16 protein-coding genes are annotated in these 17,623 nt (G+C 37.0%); 10 read left to right on the top strand and 6 right to left on the bottom strand.

The features are described 5' to 3' along the window. The first annotated feature begins 363 nt into the window (after positions 1 to 363). Both H561_RS0119580 and H561_RS0119570 read left to right on the top strand, forming a co-directional pair. Positions 364 to 936 carry a hypothetical protein gene (locus tag H561_RS0119580; protein WP_027388520.1) on the top strand — a complete coding sequence of 191 codons (573 nt, stop codon included), beginning with the start codon at positions 364 to 366 and terminating at the stop codon, positions 934 to 936. A gap of 371 nt (positions 937 to 1,307) precedes the next feature. Further along, positions 1,308 to 2,321 carry a hypothetical protein gene (locus tag H561_RS0119570; RefSeq protein ID WP_027388519.1) on the top strand — a complete coding sequence of 338 codons (1,014 nt, stop codon included), beginning with the start codon at positions 1,308 to 1,310 and terminating at the stop codon, positions 2,319 to 2,321. Between the two features lie 267 nt (positions 2,322 to 2,588). Here the strand turns inward: H561_RS0119570 and H561_RS0119565 are convergent, their stop codons facing one another. After that, positions 2,589 to 3,587 (bottom strand): OmpA family protein, encoded by a 999-nt coding sequence (locus H561_RS0119565; RefSeq protein WP_027388518.1) that lies wholly within the window; start codon positions 3,585 to 3,587, stop codon positions 2,589 to 2,591. 1,007 nt (positions 3,588 to 4,594) lie between these two features. On the opposite strand from H561_RS0119565, the gene H561_RS0119550 reads away from it, so the two are divergent. Both H561_RS0119550 and H561_RS23485 read left to right on the top strand, forming a co-directional pair. Beyond that, positions 4,595 to 5,950, top strand: coding sequence for a PAS domain-containing protein (locus H561_RS0119550; protein WP_081411703.1), 1,356 nt, complete (start codon positions 4,595 to 4,597; stop codon positions 5,948 to 5,950). After that, the gene (locus H561_RS23485) at positions 5,871 to 7,295 is read left to right on the top strand and encodes a sensor histidine kinase (RefSeq protein ID WP_051349466.1); all 1,425 of its coding nucleotides are present in this window, start codon (positions 5,871 to 5,873) and stop codon (positions 7,293 to 7,295) included. The genes H561_RS0119550 and H561_RS23485 overlap by 80 nt, the downstream gene beginning before the upstream one ends. Before the next feature lie 359 nt (positions 7,296 to 7,654). On the opposite strand, the gene H561_RS22930 is transcribed toward H561_RS23485, so the two are convergent. Both H561_RS22930 and H561_RS0119530 read right to left on the bottom strand, forming a co-directional pair. After that, the gene (locus H561_RS22930; protein ID WP_034762892.1) at positions 7,655 to 7,942 is read right to left on the bottom strand and encodes a hypothetical protein; all 288 of its coding nucleotides are present in this window, start codon (positions 7,940 to 7,942) and stop codon (positions 7,655 to 7,657) included. Between the two features lie 313 nt (positions 7,943 to 8,255). Next, entirely contained in the window at positions 8,256 to 10,079 is a 1,824-nt protein-coding gene (locus H561_RS0119530) for a M1 family aminopeptidase (RefSeq protein ID WP_027388515.1), read from the bottom strand. Between the two features lie 335 nt (positions 10,080 to 10,414). Here H561_RS0119530 and H561_RS24070 point away from each other — a divergent pair, with 335 nt between their 5' ends. The 6 genes from H561_RS24070 to H561_RS0119490 all read left to right on the top strand — a co-directional run bounded on the left by H561_RS24070 (position 10,415) and on the right by H561_RS0119490 (position 15,601). Then, entirely contained in the window at positions 10,415 to 10,588 is a 174-nt protein-coding gene (locus H561_RS24070) for a hypothetical protein (RefSeq protein ID WP_155845864.1), read from the top strand. A gap of 1,173 nt (positions 10,589 to 11,761) precedes the next feature. Then, positions 11,762 to 12,496, top strand: coding sequence for a M17 family peptidase N-terminal domain-containing protein (locus H561_RS0119510; RefSeq protein WP_051349464.1), 735 nt, complete (start codon positions 11,762 to 11,764; stop codon positions 12,494 to 12,496). A 164-nt stretch (positions 12,497 to 12,660) separates the two neighbouring features. Then, positions 12,661 to 13,533, top strand: coding sequence for an alpha/beta fold hydrolase (locus tag H561_RS0119505; RefSeq protein WP_027388512.1), 873 nt, complete (start codon positions 12,661 to 12,663; stop codon positions 13,531 to 13,533). A gap of 112 nt (positions 13,534 to 13,645) precedes the next feature. After that, positions 13,646 to 14,257: a M17 family peptidase N-terminal domain-containing protein gene (locus H561_RS23480; RefSeq protein ID WP_051349463.1), complete on the top strand. Its 612-nt coding sequence runs from the start codon at positions 13,646 to 13,648 to the stop codon at positions 14,255 to 14,257. 119 nt (positions 14,258 to 14,376) lie between these two features. Next, positions 14,377 to 15,177: an alpha/beta hydrolase gene (locus H561_RS0119495; protein ID WP_034762887.1), complete on the top strand. Its 801-nt coding sequence runs from the start codon at positions 14,377 to 14,379 to the stop codon at positions 15,175 to 15,177. 10 nt (positions 15,178 to 15,187) lie between these two features. Continuing rightward, positions 15,188 to 15,601, top strand: coding sequence for a nuclear transport factor 2 family protein (locus H561_RS0119490; protein ID WP_027388510.1), 414 nt, complete (start codon positions 15,188 to 15,190; stop codon positions 15,599 to 15,601). Positions 15,602 to 15,706: 105 nt separating this feature from the next. Here H561_RS0119490 and H561_RS0119485 read toward each other — a convergent pair whose 3' ends face one another. From H561_RS0119485 to H561_RS22915, 3 genes are all read right to left on the bottom strand, one after another. Continuing rightward, on the bottom strand, positions 15,707 to 16,513 hold the full coding sequence (locus tag H561_RS0119485) for a helix-turn-helix domain-containing protein (protein ID WP_027388509.1): 807 nt from the start codon (positions 16,511 to 16,513) through the stop codon (positions 15,707 to 15,709). A gap of 407 nt (positions 16,514 to 16,920) precedes the next feature. Then, positions 16,921 to 17,259 carry a hypothetical protein gene (locus tag H561_RS0119480; protein WP_027388508.1) on the bottom strand — a complete coding sequence of 113 codons (339 nt, stop codon included), beginning with the start codon at positions 17,257 to 17,259 and terminating at the stop codon, positions 16,921 to 16,923. A gap of 42 nt (positions 17,260 to 17,301) precedes the next feature. Further along, the coding region (locus H561_RS22915) for an integrase core domain-containing protein (protein ID WP_034762885.1) at positions 17,302 to 17,623 on the bottom strand (322 nt) is incomplete at its 5' end.

The following is a 17,623-nucleotide window of genomic DNA, read 5'->3' as shown; positions in this document are numbered from 1 at the left end:
TAATTTAGACTGTTCCATATATCGGGGGGAGGTCAAACAGTCAGAAAAATCAAATTTCTCTAATTTAGACTGTTCCATATATCGGGGGGAGGTCATATTAACAGAAATTACTACTTTTGAATAGTACTGAAAATGGGAAGCCTACAAAATGTCCCAAACTTTGGATTTCTTGATTTTAAGATATTTTGATCTGAAATTAAAAGTATATTGATAATTCTTACTAAAAACTCTTAATCTGCAACAATATTAGCATCAATTTTCACAGAAATAAATTAAAATGTACTTATTATTGCATTAATATTTTGATTACTGAATTAATTTTTAATTTTTGAAAAACTTCTTAATTATATTGTATTAAAAAAAATGAAGGAACTGATTTTAAAAAAGATTACTCTGCGTAAGAGTTGGATTTTAGGCATATTTATTATGTGCATTATATTAATTTGGGCAGCGCTGTTTATTTTATTACATTATTCTTTTAGTGATGATAATAGCTATTTAAATTTCCCTTTTCTTCTTATTTTGTTTATTTGTTTACTATTTAGCACCCTGGGGATATTTATGTTTAAATTCTTTCAAGCTTACATAACGACTGTTAATGAACTGAGCGAAAAGGAATCATCAATATTTGTTGAACAGGGAAACTCTCGCCCTTTTGCCGAACAGTGGTTACCTTCTTTTATCATTTACCAGGATAAGGTGAAGTTTTTTAAATTACTTAACCAACCCGTGTATGCATTTGCTGAGATAAAAAGTATTCAATTTAAAAGATTCAATTTTACAAAAAGCAGACAGGATTGCAGGATAACCATTCAAATGGTTGATGGGATTAAACATCATTTTCATATCCAGGGAAATCTGATCCAAAGGACGTATTTAAAAAATGAAGCGGTGGCGTGTAATCCAAAAATTATAATTGATGATAGATATTCATAATAGTTGCCCATTATTACAAATAAAAAAGGCGCGTATCTTGCTTCTGGTTTTATTTGCTTTTTGAATGCAATGAAGATGGCAACCCGCAAACTGAAAAAAAAATCCAGTGATATGATAGCCATCAACCTTTAGGTTGAATCTGTTAAAAAAACAACAAAAATTTGTCTGATCAAAATACCAAAGATACTACCAGAAATGGCATGGCAGGGAAAATCTTTGTCGGAAAACTAAGCCAAAGTTGTATAGCAACTACCAATGGCGCATATGATATTTATTTTTTTACACTTAAGTTTTGATCAGGAAAGTGTATCATTACAATGTTTCTTTGGACGCGTCCATCCTGCAAATAGAAAAAGTAGTAGATTTAAACCATGAGAAAATTAACCAAAATAATTCTTTGGGTAAGCATTGGCATATTTGCAATCATCTTTTTACCGGATGTTTCCATTTACTATGAACGAATAAAACTAAGTTTTGATAAGCTTCCCAATATTTATAGAAGCTACACCACAATTGATAGTATAAAAGATAATCAATACGAAGTTGTGGGATTTTTAAGTGATTACCCTGAACCTATATTGCAAGTGAATGATACAACTATTGTTGTTTTTTGTGGTCATAGTAAAGAAACGAAAGATGGGAGTAGAACCGAGAAAAATGTTTGGTATAAAATCAACCTTAAAGGGCAAATAACAGACAGTCTCAAATATCAATACAATGACAGCAAAGAAAATCACTTTTACAGAAACTACCACGGGTTTATTGTAGATATAAAAAACAATACTTACAACACTTGGCTAACCAACAGCGATACTACGAATAGATGCTTCAAAAATTTAAATGAAAATAAAATATTCACGGTAAAAGAAGCAGCGCAAATTACTAAAGAAAGAGAATTTATGAATGCCGAACGAATTAGTTCTGATGGAGATAGCAAGCCTGCAAAATACAAATTGACGGTTTACAAAAACAATGTTTGGAATTATTTTTATACTGATAAAGATTGGTATGGCTCAGACAGCTATTCTACAAATAGCTTAGCGGTAGAATACCTAGCCTCAAATGACGAGAGCGATAAAGATCAGGGATTAATCAAAAGGGTGTTTGTCAAAAAAGAAGAATGGATTAGCCGTTCATTTTGGCACTTGGACTTTGGTTGGGGTGGAGGCTACACAGGTGACAGATGGGAAGGAACAAGTTATTTTGAAATTGCCATGCCTAAAAGGAAATTACATTTTAAACAACCTGTAGAAGTGACATCTCCTGATGAGGATTTTAGAGACCGGTTTACCTATAAGGTTTACAAACCTAAAAACGGCATATATTTAATATTAAATGATGTCGAAAATTCAAGGTATTATTTGATTAGGCCGAAACGTAAATAAATTAAGCCACATCAGTGAAGTTGATCCTTCAAAACATCTTTGTATCCCTGGTCCGGTAATCAAACCCTGAGAGTTTTTTAGATTTGCGGATACCAAAAAAACATTAAATCGAATCAATACCTATACTTTGAAAGAGAAAGGCTGCATCATTGCAGCCTTTCTGTTATATATAATCCTGCAAACTTTGAAAAATCTTATATCTGTACCGGCGTGTATATTAGATTGCTATACCGGGACAGCGCAATGACCAGCGATAGCAGGCAATGACTAATTTATTTTAACCAGTTCCACCCGCCGGTTTTTTGCTTTATTCGCTTCAGAATCGTTGGCAACCAATGGACGTTCAGCACCAAAGCCTTTAGCTGACAGGCGTGATTTTGCTATATTCTGACTTGTCAGCGCTGCCATTACGGCATTGACCCGGTCGGCTGACAAATTTTTGTTATGTGCTGCCTCACCTGTATTGTCGGTATGCCCCTCAATGCTAATTTTTAGATTTTTATCTTTGTTTAAGGCTTCTGCAATCTGACTTACTACCTCTTTACCATCTGCTGTAATGGTGGACTTGTCAGTGTCAAAATTAATATACAGAATAGATTTCCCGCTTTGAGCCAGATCTTTGACGATATCATCTGCGGTAATCTTGCTGATGGTTTGCGTAAGAGCCTTTTGCTGTAATATATTCAGCTTAGCACTGGCATTTGTAGAAGAATACTGGACTAAGATGTTTCCCTGGTTTTTGCTGCGGATGGCATAAAAATGAATTTGCTCATCAGGATAGCCTATATCACCCTCGCCGCCTTTATTGGGATCTTCTTTATTATAGCGCTCATATTCCTTTTCGGTAATGGTGCCGGTGAAGACTTCAACGGCACCGATTGATTTCAGATAATCATCCATGCTTTTTTCAAAATAGTGCTGAGAGAATACTGTGCCCTCATCGCTTGTGACAAAGGTCTTATACACTTTACCTTCAAAGGCTGTCATCACTCCTTTGACCGGAAAAAAGCATACATCAAAATCCTTTTGCAACGGTTTATTCATTTCTTTCAGACCCTTCGGTAAACTCAAAAACGGGAAGACGCCAATATCAGCCGTGGCGTAGGGTAGTGCTTCGACGCTAAATGCTGCTGCAGAGTCAGTTTTTACCTGTGGCTGAGCTGCAGGTACTTCCGCCTGATCAGCTTTTTCTGCATTTACTTTTGGCTTTTGTTTACAGGAAATAACAGTGGCCGCCAATGCAATTAAAATTACTGTTTTTTTCATAGTGTCTAAATTGTGTTAGTATTAATAAGGACATTAATGAGCGGACAATTTCTGATTTTTTTTTAATTCTTACAAAATTTTAACCTAAATTGTGGTACCGCTGTTATAAGTAACGCCTCTTCGCAAAAGAGAAATGCGTTCCCCCGGCTTATCTTGCTGTTTTATCCTGCAAATTCTGGTACGGGAGATGCTAAAATTCTGGATTTATCATGACTCTTACTTTACGTGGCAGGCGGTAAGGTTGGTTTGCATCAGGGATTGCAGCGGCATCCTCCCTTAAGGAAATATAGCGGAAAGTCTGACCTTAAAGGGATGCCATGAATATTTGTACTTTTAAAAATAACCGGTGATATAAAATAATGGATTCTAAAATTATCTGTATGTTCGTTGAATGGGGCTTGATGCCTTTTGTTGCAAAGTATTCCTTTTACGGGGAACCGTAATGCACTTCCGGTTTACAATTTTATTTTTACCACAGAAGTTAATAAATGGAATACCTCATATAAAACAATGTCTTATATATAAGTGGAAAACTAAATTTTATATCAGGCAAACTGCAGCCTAAATCAAAAGTATTCAATTATTAAATATGAAAGTCAGGGTATAAGGCTGTTTTTACACGAAGGCGTGTTGATGATTAATTTACAAACATTTAATTCCGGTTTGAAGACCTTTAAATACAGCAGATGTCATCTGCTAAAAAATCAGGTAGAATTACCATCTTTGCGTAGAAATCCCTAAGACGCTGTCATAGCTTAATTGCTTCAATCTAAGAGGGTCTGCTGATAACGATATAAAAAACAACGGCAGATATTATCATGGCATCTCCTTCAAAAATATTAGAATACCGTGATTACTTCGATTTACTGATTATCAGATGATCATAGCAGGAAAAAATTTGACGGATAAAAAGCAACAGAATTGCTGGAATAATTTTACTAATAAGAAATCCAGCAATATCTTTAAAAGTCATAAAATAATCTTTATATTGGTTATTTTTAACAGCAATGAATTTTATCGATACCCCGTTTCTAAAGAATATTATTGAATACTCACCCGTTGGAATCTGCATTATAAATAGTGATTCACTTATAATAGAGATGTTTAACGATAAATATCTTGAAATCTATGGAGAATCAGGAGATGATTTACTAGGAAAATCTATTGACCAACTTATTCAAAAAGGTCAACATTTGGACAAGAAAATTATACTTGATGCCTGTTTCAATAAAAAAACAATCAAGACAGCTCCTGTAAATTTGCAGATTTGCCGTAATGCTACAACTATTAACATAAATATTTCAACTATCTATTCGCCGGTACCAGACCATACCGGAAATGTAACAAAAATTGCCGTTTGGATGGTGGAAAATGATCTCCCCATTAATGATACAGATAACTTTCAGATAGAACAGAAAGTTTCTTTATTAGCACGGGAACAGACTAACACCTTGTTAAAAGAAATTCCTGCAGCTACTGCTATTCTACATGGAAAAAATCTCGTATTTGAATTTATTAATCCCGCCTATCAAAATTTACTGCCTGGTAGAGCGCTCATGGGAAAACCGTTTCTGGAAGCATTACCTGAATTAATTGGATCTGATTTAGAAAAGTCATTAAATAGGATACTTCAGGAAGGTGTTTCATTGAGTTTTAGTGATGATTTGGTTCTGCTTAGAAATGTAAAGACCGATCAGATTGAGCATCGCTATTTTACTTACAGGCTGGTTCCTAAAATGAAGGGCAATGGCCTGGTTAACGGTGTTTTTTTATTTGTATCTGAAGTTACCCATGCAGTGGATGACAAAGTTAATTTAGCAAGAACAAGCAACAATCTGAATCAAATTATCAATATGCTCCCTGCTTCTGTTGTCATCATCAGAAATGATAATCTTATTGTAGAAATGATCAATGATGCAAATCTTTTATATTGGAAAAAAACAAGGGATGAAGTAATCGGTAAACCATTTTTAGAAATATTGCCGGATCTGGCCGACCAGCCTTTTGCCGACCAGCTTAGAAGCGTAATGAAAACTGGTGAAATCATTGATGTTAAAGAAAGCCCGGTTATTTTCAGAGCGTCAGACGGAACAATTAGAGAAACATTCGTAGACTATACATATCAACCGCTTAGCGGAACCGATGGTCAATACGATGGTGTATTGGTCATGTCATTTGAAATTACAGACAGGGTACTTGCACGAAGACAATTAGAACAATATGCTGAGCAGCTTTCGAAAGCAAATAGCCAGCTATCAATCCTATTAGATCAGCTCTCTAAAAGTGAGGAACGTTTTAAATACGTTTTTCAAAAAGCTCCTGTCGCCATCGGGCTGCTCAGGGGAAAAAGATTTCATTATTGAATCAGCAAATAAAAAAATATTAGAAGTCTGGGGTAAAACAGAATTGGTCGTTGGACTCAAGCTCGAAGAAGCACTTCCTGAGATCAAAAATCAACCGTTCCTTAGTCTGCTGGATGACGTTTATACAACTGGGAAGCCTTTTTATGCCAACGAAATAAAAGCAGTTTTAATGCATGATAATGAGTTGAAAGATATCTTTTTCAACGTTGTTTATCAACCCATTGCAGGAAAAGATGGAAGAATAGCTGACATTTTAGTAGTGGCCACTGATGTCACCGAGCAGGTTAATGCCCGCAGACTCGTAGAGCGCAGTGAGCAATATTTTAAAATGCTTGCAGATCTTGTACCGGCTAAAATATCGAATGCTCTTCCGACAGGAGAAGTAACTTTCTTTAATAAGAGATGGCTTGAATTCGCAGGAATGAGCTTTGAAGATATGAGGGATTTCGGATATCATCAAATGATGCATCCCGATGAAATTCCGGCTTTTCAGAAAGGGCTGGGAGAAGCAGCGGCCAGTGGAATTGCCCATATTTCCGAAATGCGATTTAAAAATACAGAGGGTAAATACATCTGGCATGTGAACATTGCATCACCTATATTGGATGAAGAAGGTACAATTACCATGTGGGTAGGATCAACTACAGATATTCAATGGTTAAAAGAGGAAGAACAGCGTAAAAATGATTTTATAGGAATGGTTTCGCATGAACTCAAGACTCCGCTTACATCAGTGAATACCTATTTGCAGCTTCTTCTGCGGAAGGCGGAAAAAACGGATGATCAATTTTTAAAGCGGGCATATGTTCAGTCCCTTAAACAAATCAAATACATGACTGATATGATCAACGGTTTCCTGGATGTCTCCAGACTGGAATCAGGTAAGTTACATCTGGAAAAGTCAGATTTCGACTTTTCTGAACTTATTCAGGAAGTTAAGGTTGATTATAGCCTGCAATATTCCAGGCATCATATTCACTTTATGAATATCGAACATGTTATGTTGCATGCAGACCGATTAAAAATTGCCCAGGTACTGAATAATTTGGTTGGTAATGCAGTCAAATATTCTGAAAATAACACAAATATTTACATTTCCAGCCAGATCAGCGATGCGGTTATACGCATTGTCATCAAAGATGAAGGAATGGGTATAAAACCTGAAAATCTTAAAAAACTATTTGAGCGTTATTACAGAGTAGAGCACGAGGGAAAAATTGCAGGTTTTGGCATAGGACTTTACCTTTGCGCTGAAATTATTGAAGCGCACGAAGGGACAATATGGGCAGAAAGCGAATTGGGAGCAGGGTCTACTTTCTATTTTGAGCTTCCCCTAATATCATAACTGCATATAAATGAACCTGTTTAATAGCAGGACAAATTTCTGGAGGCACTTATGCCGCATTCTACAGGTCTTTGAATTTTCGTTCTTATCCGGAAAATACCTTTTTATTGCGGGGTTCTATTCTGTTGTAAGCTTATGTTAGGCCGTTCTGTAGAAAAACTGAATTTTCTGAAAATCATCTAAATAATCTCAATGTATTGTGTAGGTTTGTTTATCTAGTTGTTATGGAGAGAAATTCCGATCAATTAGAATTCTTGATTGCCCGAATTCTGACAAATTGTAACCGTCAAGATATTAAACAGATCCATAGTGTAAACTGACAACTACTTAAGCTATGGATTTTGTTATTTAAAGTACTATTAGTTATCAGAATAGTCGGTGGTATTTTTTGATGATTTCAATATCTCCCGAAGCGTTTTACTATGAATTTTTTTATTCATTAAAGTTCCTATTTCAAGCCTGAAAAATAATTCTAATCTTCTTACTTCCACATACGGAATGTCACCAAGATCATCAATTCTCAAATCTCTGTACCTGCGGAAATTTACGGCCGGAATGTTTAATATTACCGGAATATTTTCCACAGCCCAAAGGTGCTCCCCGGCTGGTAACAGCTCAAGGCTTTCATTTATTTTATATTTATACATCTGAGTCAAAAATAAGCATTGACTTGAAGAAACATAAAAGATCCTTCATTGTTTTTTAATTGTCAGAAGGACTGTTTTTAGCATACAAATCGCGTATTGCCTGGGAGGTTGGTTACCAGCCGCCAGCTCTCCGTGATTCAGTCCAAATAAGTGTTCAAGTAAGACGACTTTCTCATAGGGTATATCTTGTGTATCCCCAGCTTTTATCTGTCTGTAGTTATGGAAAGTATTAACAGAAATGTCAAGAATTTTGGGAATCTCCGACATTCTATTATTCAAAATTTTATAATCTATAATTTGATACCACAATGAGTTATTTGATCAACAACTTATTGAATGGGTCCAGTTGTAGTGACTTTATATTTTGTTCCGATAAACCATCCAATTTAAAATTTTGTGTTTTTTGACGGATGTCAAAAGTTTGCAGGATTGTTCTGCCATCATTTAATATAAAACGTACTTCAAGAGGGAAATTAAAGATATCACCTGTTTGGGTCACTATAAATTGATCGCCTTCTAGCTCATCATTTAACTTTGGAATACTGCTACTCTTTATCCAGGGATCTATTATGAGGTGAAGATCTTGCCCTGAAGCCTCACCTAATTTTCGAACAAAAAGATCAATATTCATTGGTTCATCTGATTGTATAAAGGCTTTTAACCCTTTGTAAAAAGCATCTTTTCCAAGCTGCTCCCTTAGCATGTAAAATACCCAAACTCCCTTATAATATGATACACCTCCATTTGACTCATCAACCCATAGAGATGTTTTTCCATCAAATCCATTATTCAAATAAATAGCCTTATAATTTGCCATGAAGCGTTGCGCAGTAGTATCGCCGTAAGTATTTTCTAAAAAGCATACTTCTGCAAATGATGCCCAGCCTTCACGCAAAAAATTTGTAGCCGGTCCAATTGGCCTTGTCCATGCATGAGCGACCTCATGTCCGAAAGGTGCCAATGGATTTTCACCATTTACTTTGATCAGAAAACTTCCTTGCGAACCCGCTACGATCATATCATTGCTTCTGTTCAACCAAATAGGAAAGTCCTTGGATCTGTTCTGTACAATAGATAAATAGTCCCCTTTTGGTTTACCAAACCGTTCGGCAAGAAAATCATATGTTTTCAAAAAATTATTAAACAAGCTATCCGGGACAGGCTTAAAATTATCATTGCCAAATAAATCGAGACGATAAGAGCCTTTTAGAAAACTATGTTTTTTCCATTCTTTATCATAATAAAGTGATAGGGCGAATGTAGAATAGGAAGATTTGGCCATTACCACTCTTTCACTACCAATAACTTTATCTGTTTGCGGAAGAGTTGTTGCTACCTGATATGTTGAGGGGATAGCAAGCTTTATCGAAAATTTTGCGAGATCATTACCGCTGGAAAAGTTAAAAAAAGGATGCCAATAATACTGGTCCCGGACGTGCCCAAAATTTGCGTCAAAATATCCTGAATTATCATTCTTTTTATCCTGATCTACCTTTAAACTATACGACAAGATCAATTGATCGTCTTTTTTCGTCCTGGATTTGATCCATAAAACGCCACCATCGAAAATCGATAACACTTTTCTTTGATTAAGCAGAACATTTTTTATTTTGGCATTATGGTTCAACGCGAACAGTATCCCGTAACTTTCTTCAGTCCTGATGTTAATGGTGTCTGTAATGATCAGTTCCCTGTCATCTGGAATGATTTTTACAGCCATTCGCTGCTCACGTATCTTATTCATTCTATCAATTGGAAGCTTTTTGACCATTGACCAGACACCATTCAAAGGCTTAAATATATATACACCAGAATAAGTATTTGAATAGTCAGTTTCTTCTCCGGAATTTCCAATAAGAAAAGTGCCTGTCAAAAGAACCAATGCGCTATCCTTATCCAACTTGAGTAACTTTGACAGACCTGGCTTTCTCTCATACTTGCCTTTCAGCATCGCCAGGATTAATTTCTGTTGTTGGATTAATGGAAACCTGCTCTTTATCTCATCGGATGTACCCTTTTCAAAGATGTAATTGCATTCCTGAATTGCCGTAGATAGACTTGCTTTTCTGGATTGAGCAAAATATAATTGACCTGAAAGAATAGCAAAAGAACAAGTAACTAAAAAAAATATTTTCATAATAAATTTTGTGTAAATTTATATTGGATTTCATAGTTATGCAAGAAAATGACGGTTTAAGATCAATATTTTATCGTTTTTGTAGTTTTTCACTGTAATAGTAAACATATAACTATAGTTTCTTTTTTAATCCCGGTACTTTCCACACTAACCCGAGTTGTTCTTTTTTAATCCAAACCTCTTTATCACTATTGTTTAGAAGATTTTAACGCTCAATTCTGTCTCAGAAATTTTAATCAAATAAAGATTAGAAAATTGACTTATTTCCTGATGCTTCTAGTTGCTATTCCAACAGAGGGACAAGTCGGCATCAATACACAAACGCCGGAGGCTAAATGATGTCAACCATTATGGGGGAAAATGATCCCGGCAGATTTTCAGGAAAAGCGGCAGTCGCCAAACGGCGTGGCAGGATCCTTCCGGCAATGAACAAAGCAAATGCGGCCTGCTGCGATAAAGCTTCAGCCATGTCTGGGATATCGAAGCGCTTATTGCCAGGAAGGGTTTAACGGAAGACGTTACGCTGCGGAATGAGAATGACGGCAAAGAGGTTCAGGACTGACCCGGGGGTCTCCAACAATGTTGAGGAGGCACCGGCTTCAACAGCGCTTACCCTGGCGCCCTGACCTAATTTAATACAAATACTGATTTAGTTAGATCTCCATCCGGAAGGGTGGGGATTTTTTTGTGCGGTTCCGGATCCGGGGTGCGTTCAGTTTAGAGACTTTTAGGTTCTTAAACGCAGCGTTTTGCCTGATTTCAGCCCTTTTGGATTCCTTGTGAGGGATGAGAAGGATTGAACAGGATCGGCAGCAATACAATGGTTTTGGATCATCCGGTGATGAGGGTTGCCTTGGCAGGATCATAAGGCGGCTGCCCGGGAAAACCTGAAACTAGTTTTTCATTTCCTGCCTACGCAGAGGCTCCATTCTGCCATTGGTTTTTTAGAGGCATACTCTTTAAGAAGTCCGGTTTTCACGCTTAAATTCTCAAAATTTATAACCGTTTTAATGCGGATCAGGACCCAGGATAGGATAATGGGTCCTGATCACCGGATTTATGTAAAATGATCTGACAAAATTATTTTTTCAGCGCATGGTGGCCGGGCCGGATTTTTACGGGTATCCCATAGACCGTGATTGAAATAAATTCAAAAATTTATTGAAAATGGTATGAATTTAAAAATGGGGTGACCTTGCTTTTGTATTGTTGATGTTTTTTCTTTTTTACCGGCCTTGAAAAGCCCGGTCCGGTATAATCCGTTTCAATTTTTTTGAAATGGATTTTTTGATTTAAATTTTTTACTGAACTCTAAAAACGAACTGCATAAGAAAAAACAACATTTGCTTTTATATACTGTTTTGTAAACAAACAGCTTTTACTTTATTTATACATCAAATGTTTGGTAACCGCGGCTACTTACTTATTTTAATCAGTCTATGATCTCTCAATGATGAGCCGGTATTCTTCATTCGTCTATCCCTCTCAAATGCCCGCCGACTTATTTTGCCGATTCACCGAATAAGAATTCAGAACACAAGATTCCACCGTAGCTTTACCATAGAAATAAAGACAAGCAATCATTAAAGGTAAAACTGAAAAACTCCCGACCTGGAAATTTTCATTTATCCGGATAAAAAGAGGCTTCATCAATTTTAATTCAATCTAAAAAATATCACGTTATGAAAATTTTAAATCTAAAAAAATCAATCCGAATTGGCTTATTTGTGACCCTGTTTTTAGCAACACCACAAATCGGTTTCGCTCAATCAACAGTACAGACAACGCCTGCAAACACTTCCAAAATCTGGGGTAAAGTTGACGGAATTGCCATCGAAGGAATGGTGCAGGGACCTTCAACCGAAATTGCCCCTCTGCAAATCGCCTGTGTCTTTGAATATACAGAAGGCGATATTTTCAATTCGCCACCCGCTTTGCCGGAAGCGGTGAACGGAATGGTACATTTGGATAAGAGTCTGAATGGGATCATCACAGAACTGAGAAAATCCGGAAAATTTGCAGGCCATTCCCTGGAAACCTTATTGATTACGCCACCTTCGGGAACTATCGGAGCAAAAAAATTACTGCTGATCGGGTTAGGCGACCGGAATACATTCACGCCCGAACTGATGCAACAGGTTGCCGGTGTAGGAATGGAAGAAGCCCTCAGACTGGGTGTTACAAAATATGCTTTTGCAACCGACCTGAAAGACGCAGGAATAGATTCGCCTACCGCGGAAGTTGCAGGTTATGGAGTAACCGGAGCAATTAATGCCTATAGAACTCAGGTTTATTTGAAAGGAAAAAAAATGTCATCATTTAAGCCAATCGAAAAAATAACCTTACTCGCCGGACCGGCATTTTTCACAACTGCCGGAGAAGGAATCACCAAAGCAATCGCAGTATTTGATAAGTAAATTATTGGTTCATCCGTTTTAAAATTACACAACACAGATCTAATCATTTGAGAGGAAATGCAGTTTAATTTTAGTTACAGATAAATAAATGGGTGACATACCGGTAGAACAGATAGGGCGTATACCATAAGAAAATAATAAATATTTTTGTTAAAAACAATGAAATGGATCATACTACATTGAATACAAATCATACCATACACGCAAACGGCATTCGCCAAAACTTTATAGACATTGGAGATGGCGCTCCGGTGGTACTGCTTCACGGTTTCCCGGAAACCAATTATGCCTGGAGAAATCAAATCCCGGTGCTGAGTAAAAAATATCGTGTGATAGCACCGGATCTGCGGGGCTATGGCGAGACCGAAAAGCCTGCTACGGGCTATGACAAACGCAATATGGCCAATGACCTTGCTGCTCTACTGGACACATTAGGGATTGACAAAGTGGCTCTTATAGGCCACGACCGTGGTGCCCGTGTTGCCACCCGATTTGCGAAAGACCACCCGGACCGGGTAGATAGACTGGTCGTGATGGACAATGTACCAACCCGTATCGTTGCCCGGGAATTAAACGCCGAAGTTGCAAAAGCCTACTGGTTCTTTCTATTCCATCTTGTTCCGGATTTACCGGAAATCCTTATTTCCGGAAAGGAGGAGCAATGGTTGCGGTGGTTTTTCTCTGACTGGACTTATGATCCATCCACCATCTCTGGTGATGCATTTGATACGTATGTAAGGGCTTACCGTGCTACCGGTGCCGTGCGCGGTTCTATGGCCGATTACCGTGCAAACGCAATAGACCTGGAACAGGATAAGGAGGATGCTCACATCAAAATAGAGTGCCCGACGTTGGCCCTTTGGGGTGAAGACTTCGGTGCCGTGGGCAAGATGTTTGATATGCCGAAAATTTGGGCAGAAATGGCAAATAATTTAAAAGTAGCCCCTATTAAACGATGCGGACATCTTCCGCACGAGGAACGTCCGGAGGAGATCAATGCTCTGCTTGCAGAATTCTTGCAAGGCTGGAATGGTTAATGGATTTTTCTAATTTAAACCCATCATTAAAGTGCTTTAAATCTGCTAAACCAAAACAAACGATGTTACTATAGAATAATGTATAATAAGTGCTAAAACAAATTTATCAAAAATGCAAAATATAATAAATATATCCCCTAATCAATCAGTTGTAAAGAACGGTGTAAGTTATGCTGTGAATATAATGAGTCCATCAAAAACCGTTACATCACTTCAGGTGGTTTGCTTTTTTGATTTTACTAAGAATCAGCATTATGAAGGAGGAACTTATGCGGTAAACGAACATTTTCAGGGTGCTATCGATGACATTAGAAAGTCCGGAACTTTTCGTGGAAACGAAATGCAGACCTTGCTCCTTACACCGATGCTTAAACAGATACCAGCACAAAAATTATTGCTAATTGGTCTTGGTGATCCTGATAAGCTAAGCCTTGACTTGTTTAATCGAGTGGGATACTGCGTTGTTTTGGAAGCTGTAAAATTAGGTGTTCCAGACCTGTGCTTTGCTCCGAGTATTAAGGATGCGGGTCTATCAGGATTTGCTGCCGCCGATATTTCTAAAGCTTTAGCGTTGGGTATGAATACTGCATTAGAGGCTACAGATGTTTTATTTCAAAAAAAATTAGCCCCTGAAATTTTACTAAAAGCGATATTTTTACTTGCGGGTCAGCCTCAGGCAGACAATGCTTATGAAGGGTTAAAAGAAGCTTTTATTTCAGTTTAGATCAAATCCTTAAGATGCTCTTCAACACCGTAACATTTTTATTGTAATTTAAACATTAACCTTAACTGTTGAAAATTACAATACTTTAATCAAACTATTAAAATTAATATAAAATCATCATGGAAAATACCATCACAGCCACAAAAGATATTGTTTACAAAGACGATCTTCAATTAGACGTTTACAGCGGTAAAAATACAAAGGGAGCCATTATCGATATTCACGGTGGCGGATGGTTTCATGGCGACAAAATGAAAGACGAAGACCTGGCAACCCGATTGGCACAGGAGGGATATTTTGTAATTGTACCGAACTACAGACTTACACCTGACGGAACCTATCCGGCGGGGAGGGAAGATATACTGTCCTCGCTGGAATGGCTTAAAAAATCAGACTATGCTTTCGACCGTAATAAAATCGCAGTATGGGGAACGTCGGCCGGAGGCAATATTTCTGTTGAAGTTGCCCTTATCACAGGTATTCCTGCGATAAGCTGGTCCGGCATCATAGATCTGGAGGGATTTATTCTGGATACCGACGGCAAAGCATCAGAGAAAAAAGACGACCTCGATTTTGCAAATATATCAAGTGCAGGCATTAATCAGGGAGGGCGCAACGACGCATTTTTAAGATGGTGTATCTATTCTTTCATTGGCGATGACAGGACCTTATTAAAAGAAGCAACACCCTTAACCCGGGTAAGCCCTAAAAGTGGTCCAATTTATATGGCCAATTCCATGAATGAATTTGTTCCTGCGGATGGTGCGCTTAAATTGCAGCGGGCCCTGCTGGATGCAGGCGTTCCTACCACTCTTCAGCTGGTCACGGGAACTTTGCATGCTAAGGGATATATGGCAGATGCCATAGAGGCATCGCTTAGCTTTTTAGATACTTTTTTTCATAACCGCACCATTAAATAAACTGACTTATATGAATAATAATGATTTTATCATAGATGATGATCAATCTGATTTGAAATCAACAGCCATCAAACTGGAGAACGCAAGGGGAGTATTGATGGTTAATGCAAATATTCCCCATTTACAGGAGATCCTCTCACCGGACCTTTATTACGGTCATTCCGGCGGGTATTTTGATACCAATGAATCCTTTTTAGAAAAACTGAACGATGCTACTTATGATTATCACAAACTAAGTACCGTTATTGATAAAGTTGTGCCTATCGGCGAGGCCGGTTTTTCTGTTCACGGCGAGGTACAGATTATTGTAACCATTGACGGAAAGTACTTAGACCTGTACTCCATTTACATGGCTGTCTACAGAAAGGAGGAGGGTGTTTGGAAATTCCTTGCCCATCAGACTGCCTTAAAAAAAGAAAACTAATAATTCCCATTTTAGACAGGGTTAACATGAATAATAAAAGGGTGGGAAAGTGGAAAAATCTTTGAATGAAATCATTCAAGTGAAATTACCTGAATTCTTAATATGTTAAATATAAAGCCATACGTTTTCTTTATCGGTCTCAACGGCTTTGAAAAAATCGCTTGGCTTTTTATTGGTCAAATCTTTAAAATGTTTGATGAAATGAGACTGGTCGAAATATAAGTTATCATTAGACAGATCTGTCAGGTTGGTGCCAATCTTTTGACAGGTCAGTGAATTTCTGAAACGTTGGATTTTTCTGTATTCAGACATCGGTTTGCCAATATTTTTCACGAATATTTTGCTGATATGCTGTCTGGTATACTTGTATTTTTCAGCGATGTATTCAAGCCTACAGCCTTTATCCACATCTGATAATATCTCTTCGGCAAGGCGCAGGTCTCTTTTTGAAAGTTTTGATAATAAATAATCCTCTAAAAGTTGGATTTGATTTTCTCTTTCATGATAAAGGTTGAAGATCAATTCTGCTTTGTCTTTAAAATCCGGAAAAGGGATAAAATTTGAAATTTGACCTTGTTCGAAAATTTTAGAATCCTCAATAAAATAATTTATTTTAATTGGCTTAAAATAGATGGTGATTTCATTCACTAAATTTTCATACGTGATTTCAATTGGCTGTGAATAACGGGTAACCAGGCTTGCAACAATATTGTTATGTTCTGAAGATTTTATTTTATATTGATTTTCAGAATATTGTTCGTCTGCGTTTTGGTAAATAGAAAGAATACAGTAATTATTGGGGAAAGTCAGATATCTAAGGGGTGTGGACTTGGTGTCTTCTTGAAAAAAGTAATATCCTTCGATATATTCTTTAAGAATACTATTTTTCGGTTTATAAAAAGTAACCTTCATTTCCGGATCAAACTTTGCCTGTTCACACTTAAATAGCTTTTTGATACTGGTCATCATTTAGCTTTGGCGAATATACAATTTTGATTTAATGATTTTGAAATTTTAACAAAGGATGGGAATTTAGTGAACAAAGTGATAACAACAAAAAAATCGATAGTAATTAAGTCCATTTCCAATTTCGCAGACTCCTGTTAAAGCAAGCATTAAATTATTGGCTTTTGAACCACAAAGCGAAAAAAAGTGGTGCTTGTAAATGGAATTGATAACGGGATTTTTAAAGGACATACTCTTGCGAAAAGGACATTGACCATCCATCAATATGCCCATTTTTAGAGTATTGATCTGACGGAGAGATCCGATTAAGAGTGTCTATGATACATACATCAACCAATTTTTTGCTTTATCTTTTAATGTTGGATTTTTTGCTCAGGTCCTGCTTTTCTTATAAGTTTTGGTATCCAATAAATCAGCACGTAAAACAAGGCCGAAATTAGTCCAAGCCTTAACAGATTGTGTTCTATTGCAATATCTGCAAAATCCCTGTTAGCGAATGTGGGGGTAAGAATACTTTGTTCGAATAATGGTCTTTCCTCTACATAGAGTTTATAAATTTCGACTTCATTATTGGTTCCTGCAAAAAAATCAGTAACTGATTTCTTAAAGCTTTTGTTAGAAGCAAATGTTAAGTCATCTTTGTTGATCTTTACTTTTATGATTTTTCCTTTTTGCAGATATTTTAAAAACAAGTCGTTCTTTGTTGTTGACCTCCCCCCGATATATGGAACAGTCTAAATTAGAGAAATTTGATTTTTCTGACTGTTAATGATGAATTCATTTGGTGTTAAATTTCCTAACGAACTATGAGGTCTGTAGCTGTTGTAATCTTCTCTCCAGACATCCAACTTCTGCTGTGCATCTTCTAAGGAGAGAAACCAATTTACATTAAGACACTCATCGCGTAATGATCCGTTAAAACTCTCAATAAATGCATTATCAGTAGGTTTTCCCGGTCTTGAGAACTCCAGTTCTATTTTCTTTTCATAAGCCCATCTGTCTAATGCTTTACTGATAAACTCAGGTCCATTATCAATTTTAATCCGCTTAGGAGAA

The sequence above is a fragment of the Chryseobacterium gregarium DSM 19109 genome (genome assembly GCF_000430845.1).
GTDB classification, from domain to species: domain Bacteria; phylum Bacteroidota; class Bacteroidia; order Flavobacteriales; family Weeksellaceae; genus Chryseobacterium; species Chryseobacterium gregarium.
This window is presented reverse-complemented; position numbering and strand designations above follow the sequence as displayed.

Excerpts from the sequence above, each read along its gene's own strand:
- H561_RS0119580 (WP_027388520.1), top strand. The coding sequence starts at position 364 with ATGAAGGAACTGATTTTAAAAAAGATTACTCTGCGTAAGAGTTGGATT.
- H561_RS0119570 (WP_027388519.1), top strand. The coding sequence starts at position 1,308 with ATGAGAAAATTAACCAAAATAATTCTTTGGGTAAGCATTGGCATATTT.
- H561_RS0119565 (WP_027388518.1), bottom strand. The coding sequence starts at position 3,587 with ATGAAAAAAACAGTAATTTTAATTGCATTGGCGGCCACTGTTATTTCC.
- H561_RS0119550 (WP_081411703.1), top strand. The coding sequence starts at position 4,595 with ATGAATTTTATCGATACCCCGTTTCTAAAGAATATTATTGAATACTCA.
- H561_RS22930 (WP_034762892.1), bottom strand. The coding sequence starts at position 7,942 with ATGTATAAATATAAAATAAATGAAAGCCTTGAGCTGTTACCAGCCGGG.
- H561_RS0119530 (WP_027388515.1), bottom strand. The coding sequence starts at position 10,079 with ATGAAAATATTTTTTTTAGTTACTTGTTCTTTTGCTATTCTTTCAGGT.
- H561_RS24070 (WP_155845864.1), top strand. The coding sequence starts at position 10,415 with ATGATGTCAACCATTATGGGGGAAAATGATCCCGGCAGATTTTCAGGA.
- H561_RS0119510 (WP_051349464.1), top strand. The coding sequence starts at position 11,762 with ATGAAAATTTTAAATCTAAAAAAATCAATCCGAATTGGCTTATTTGTG.
- H561_RS0119505 (WP_027388512.1), top strand. The coding sequence starts at position 12,661 with ATGGATCATACTACATTGAATACAAATCATACCATACACGCAAACGGC.
- H561_RS23480 (WP_051349463.1), top strand. The coding sequence starts at position 13,646 with ATGCAAAATATAATAAATATATCCCCTAATCAATCAGTTGTAAAGAAC.
- H561_RS0119495 (WP_034762887.1), top strand. The coding sequence starts at position 14,377 with ATGGAAAATACCATCACAGCCACAAAAGATATTGTTTACAAAGACGAT.
- H561_RS0119490 (WP_027388510.1), top strand. The coding sequence starts at position 15,188 with ATGAATAATAATGATTTTATCATAGATGATGATCAATCTGATTTGAAA.
- H561_RS0119485 (WP_027388509.1), bottom strand. The coding sequence starts at position 16,513 with ATGAAGGTTACTTTTTATAAACCGAAAAATAGTATTCTTAAAGAATAT.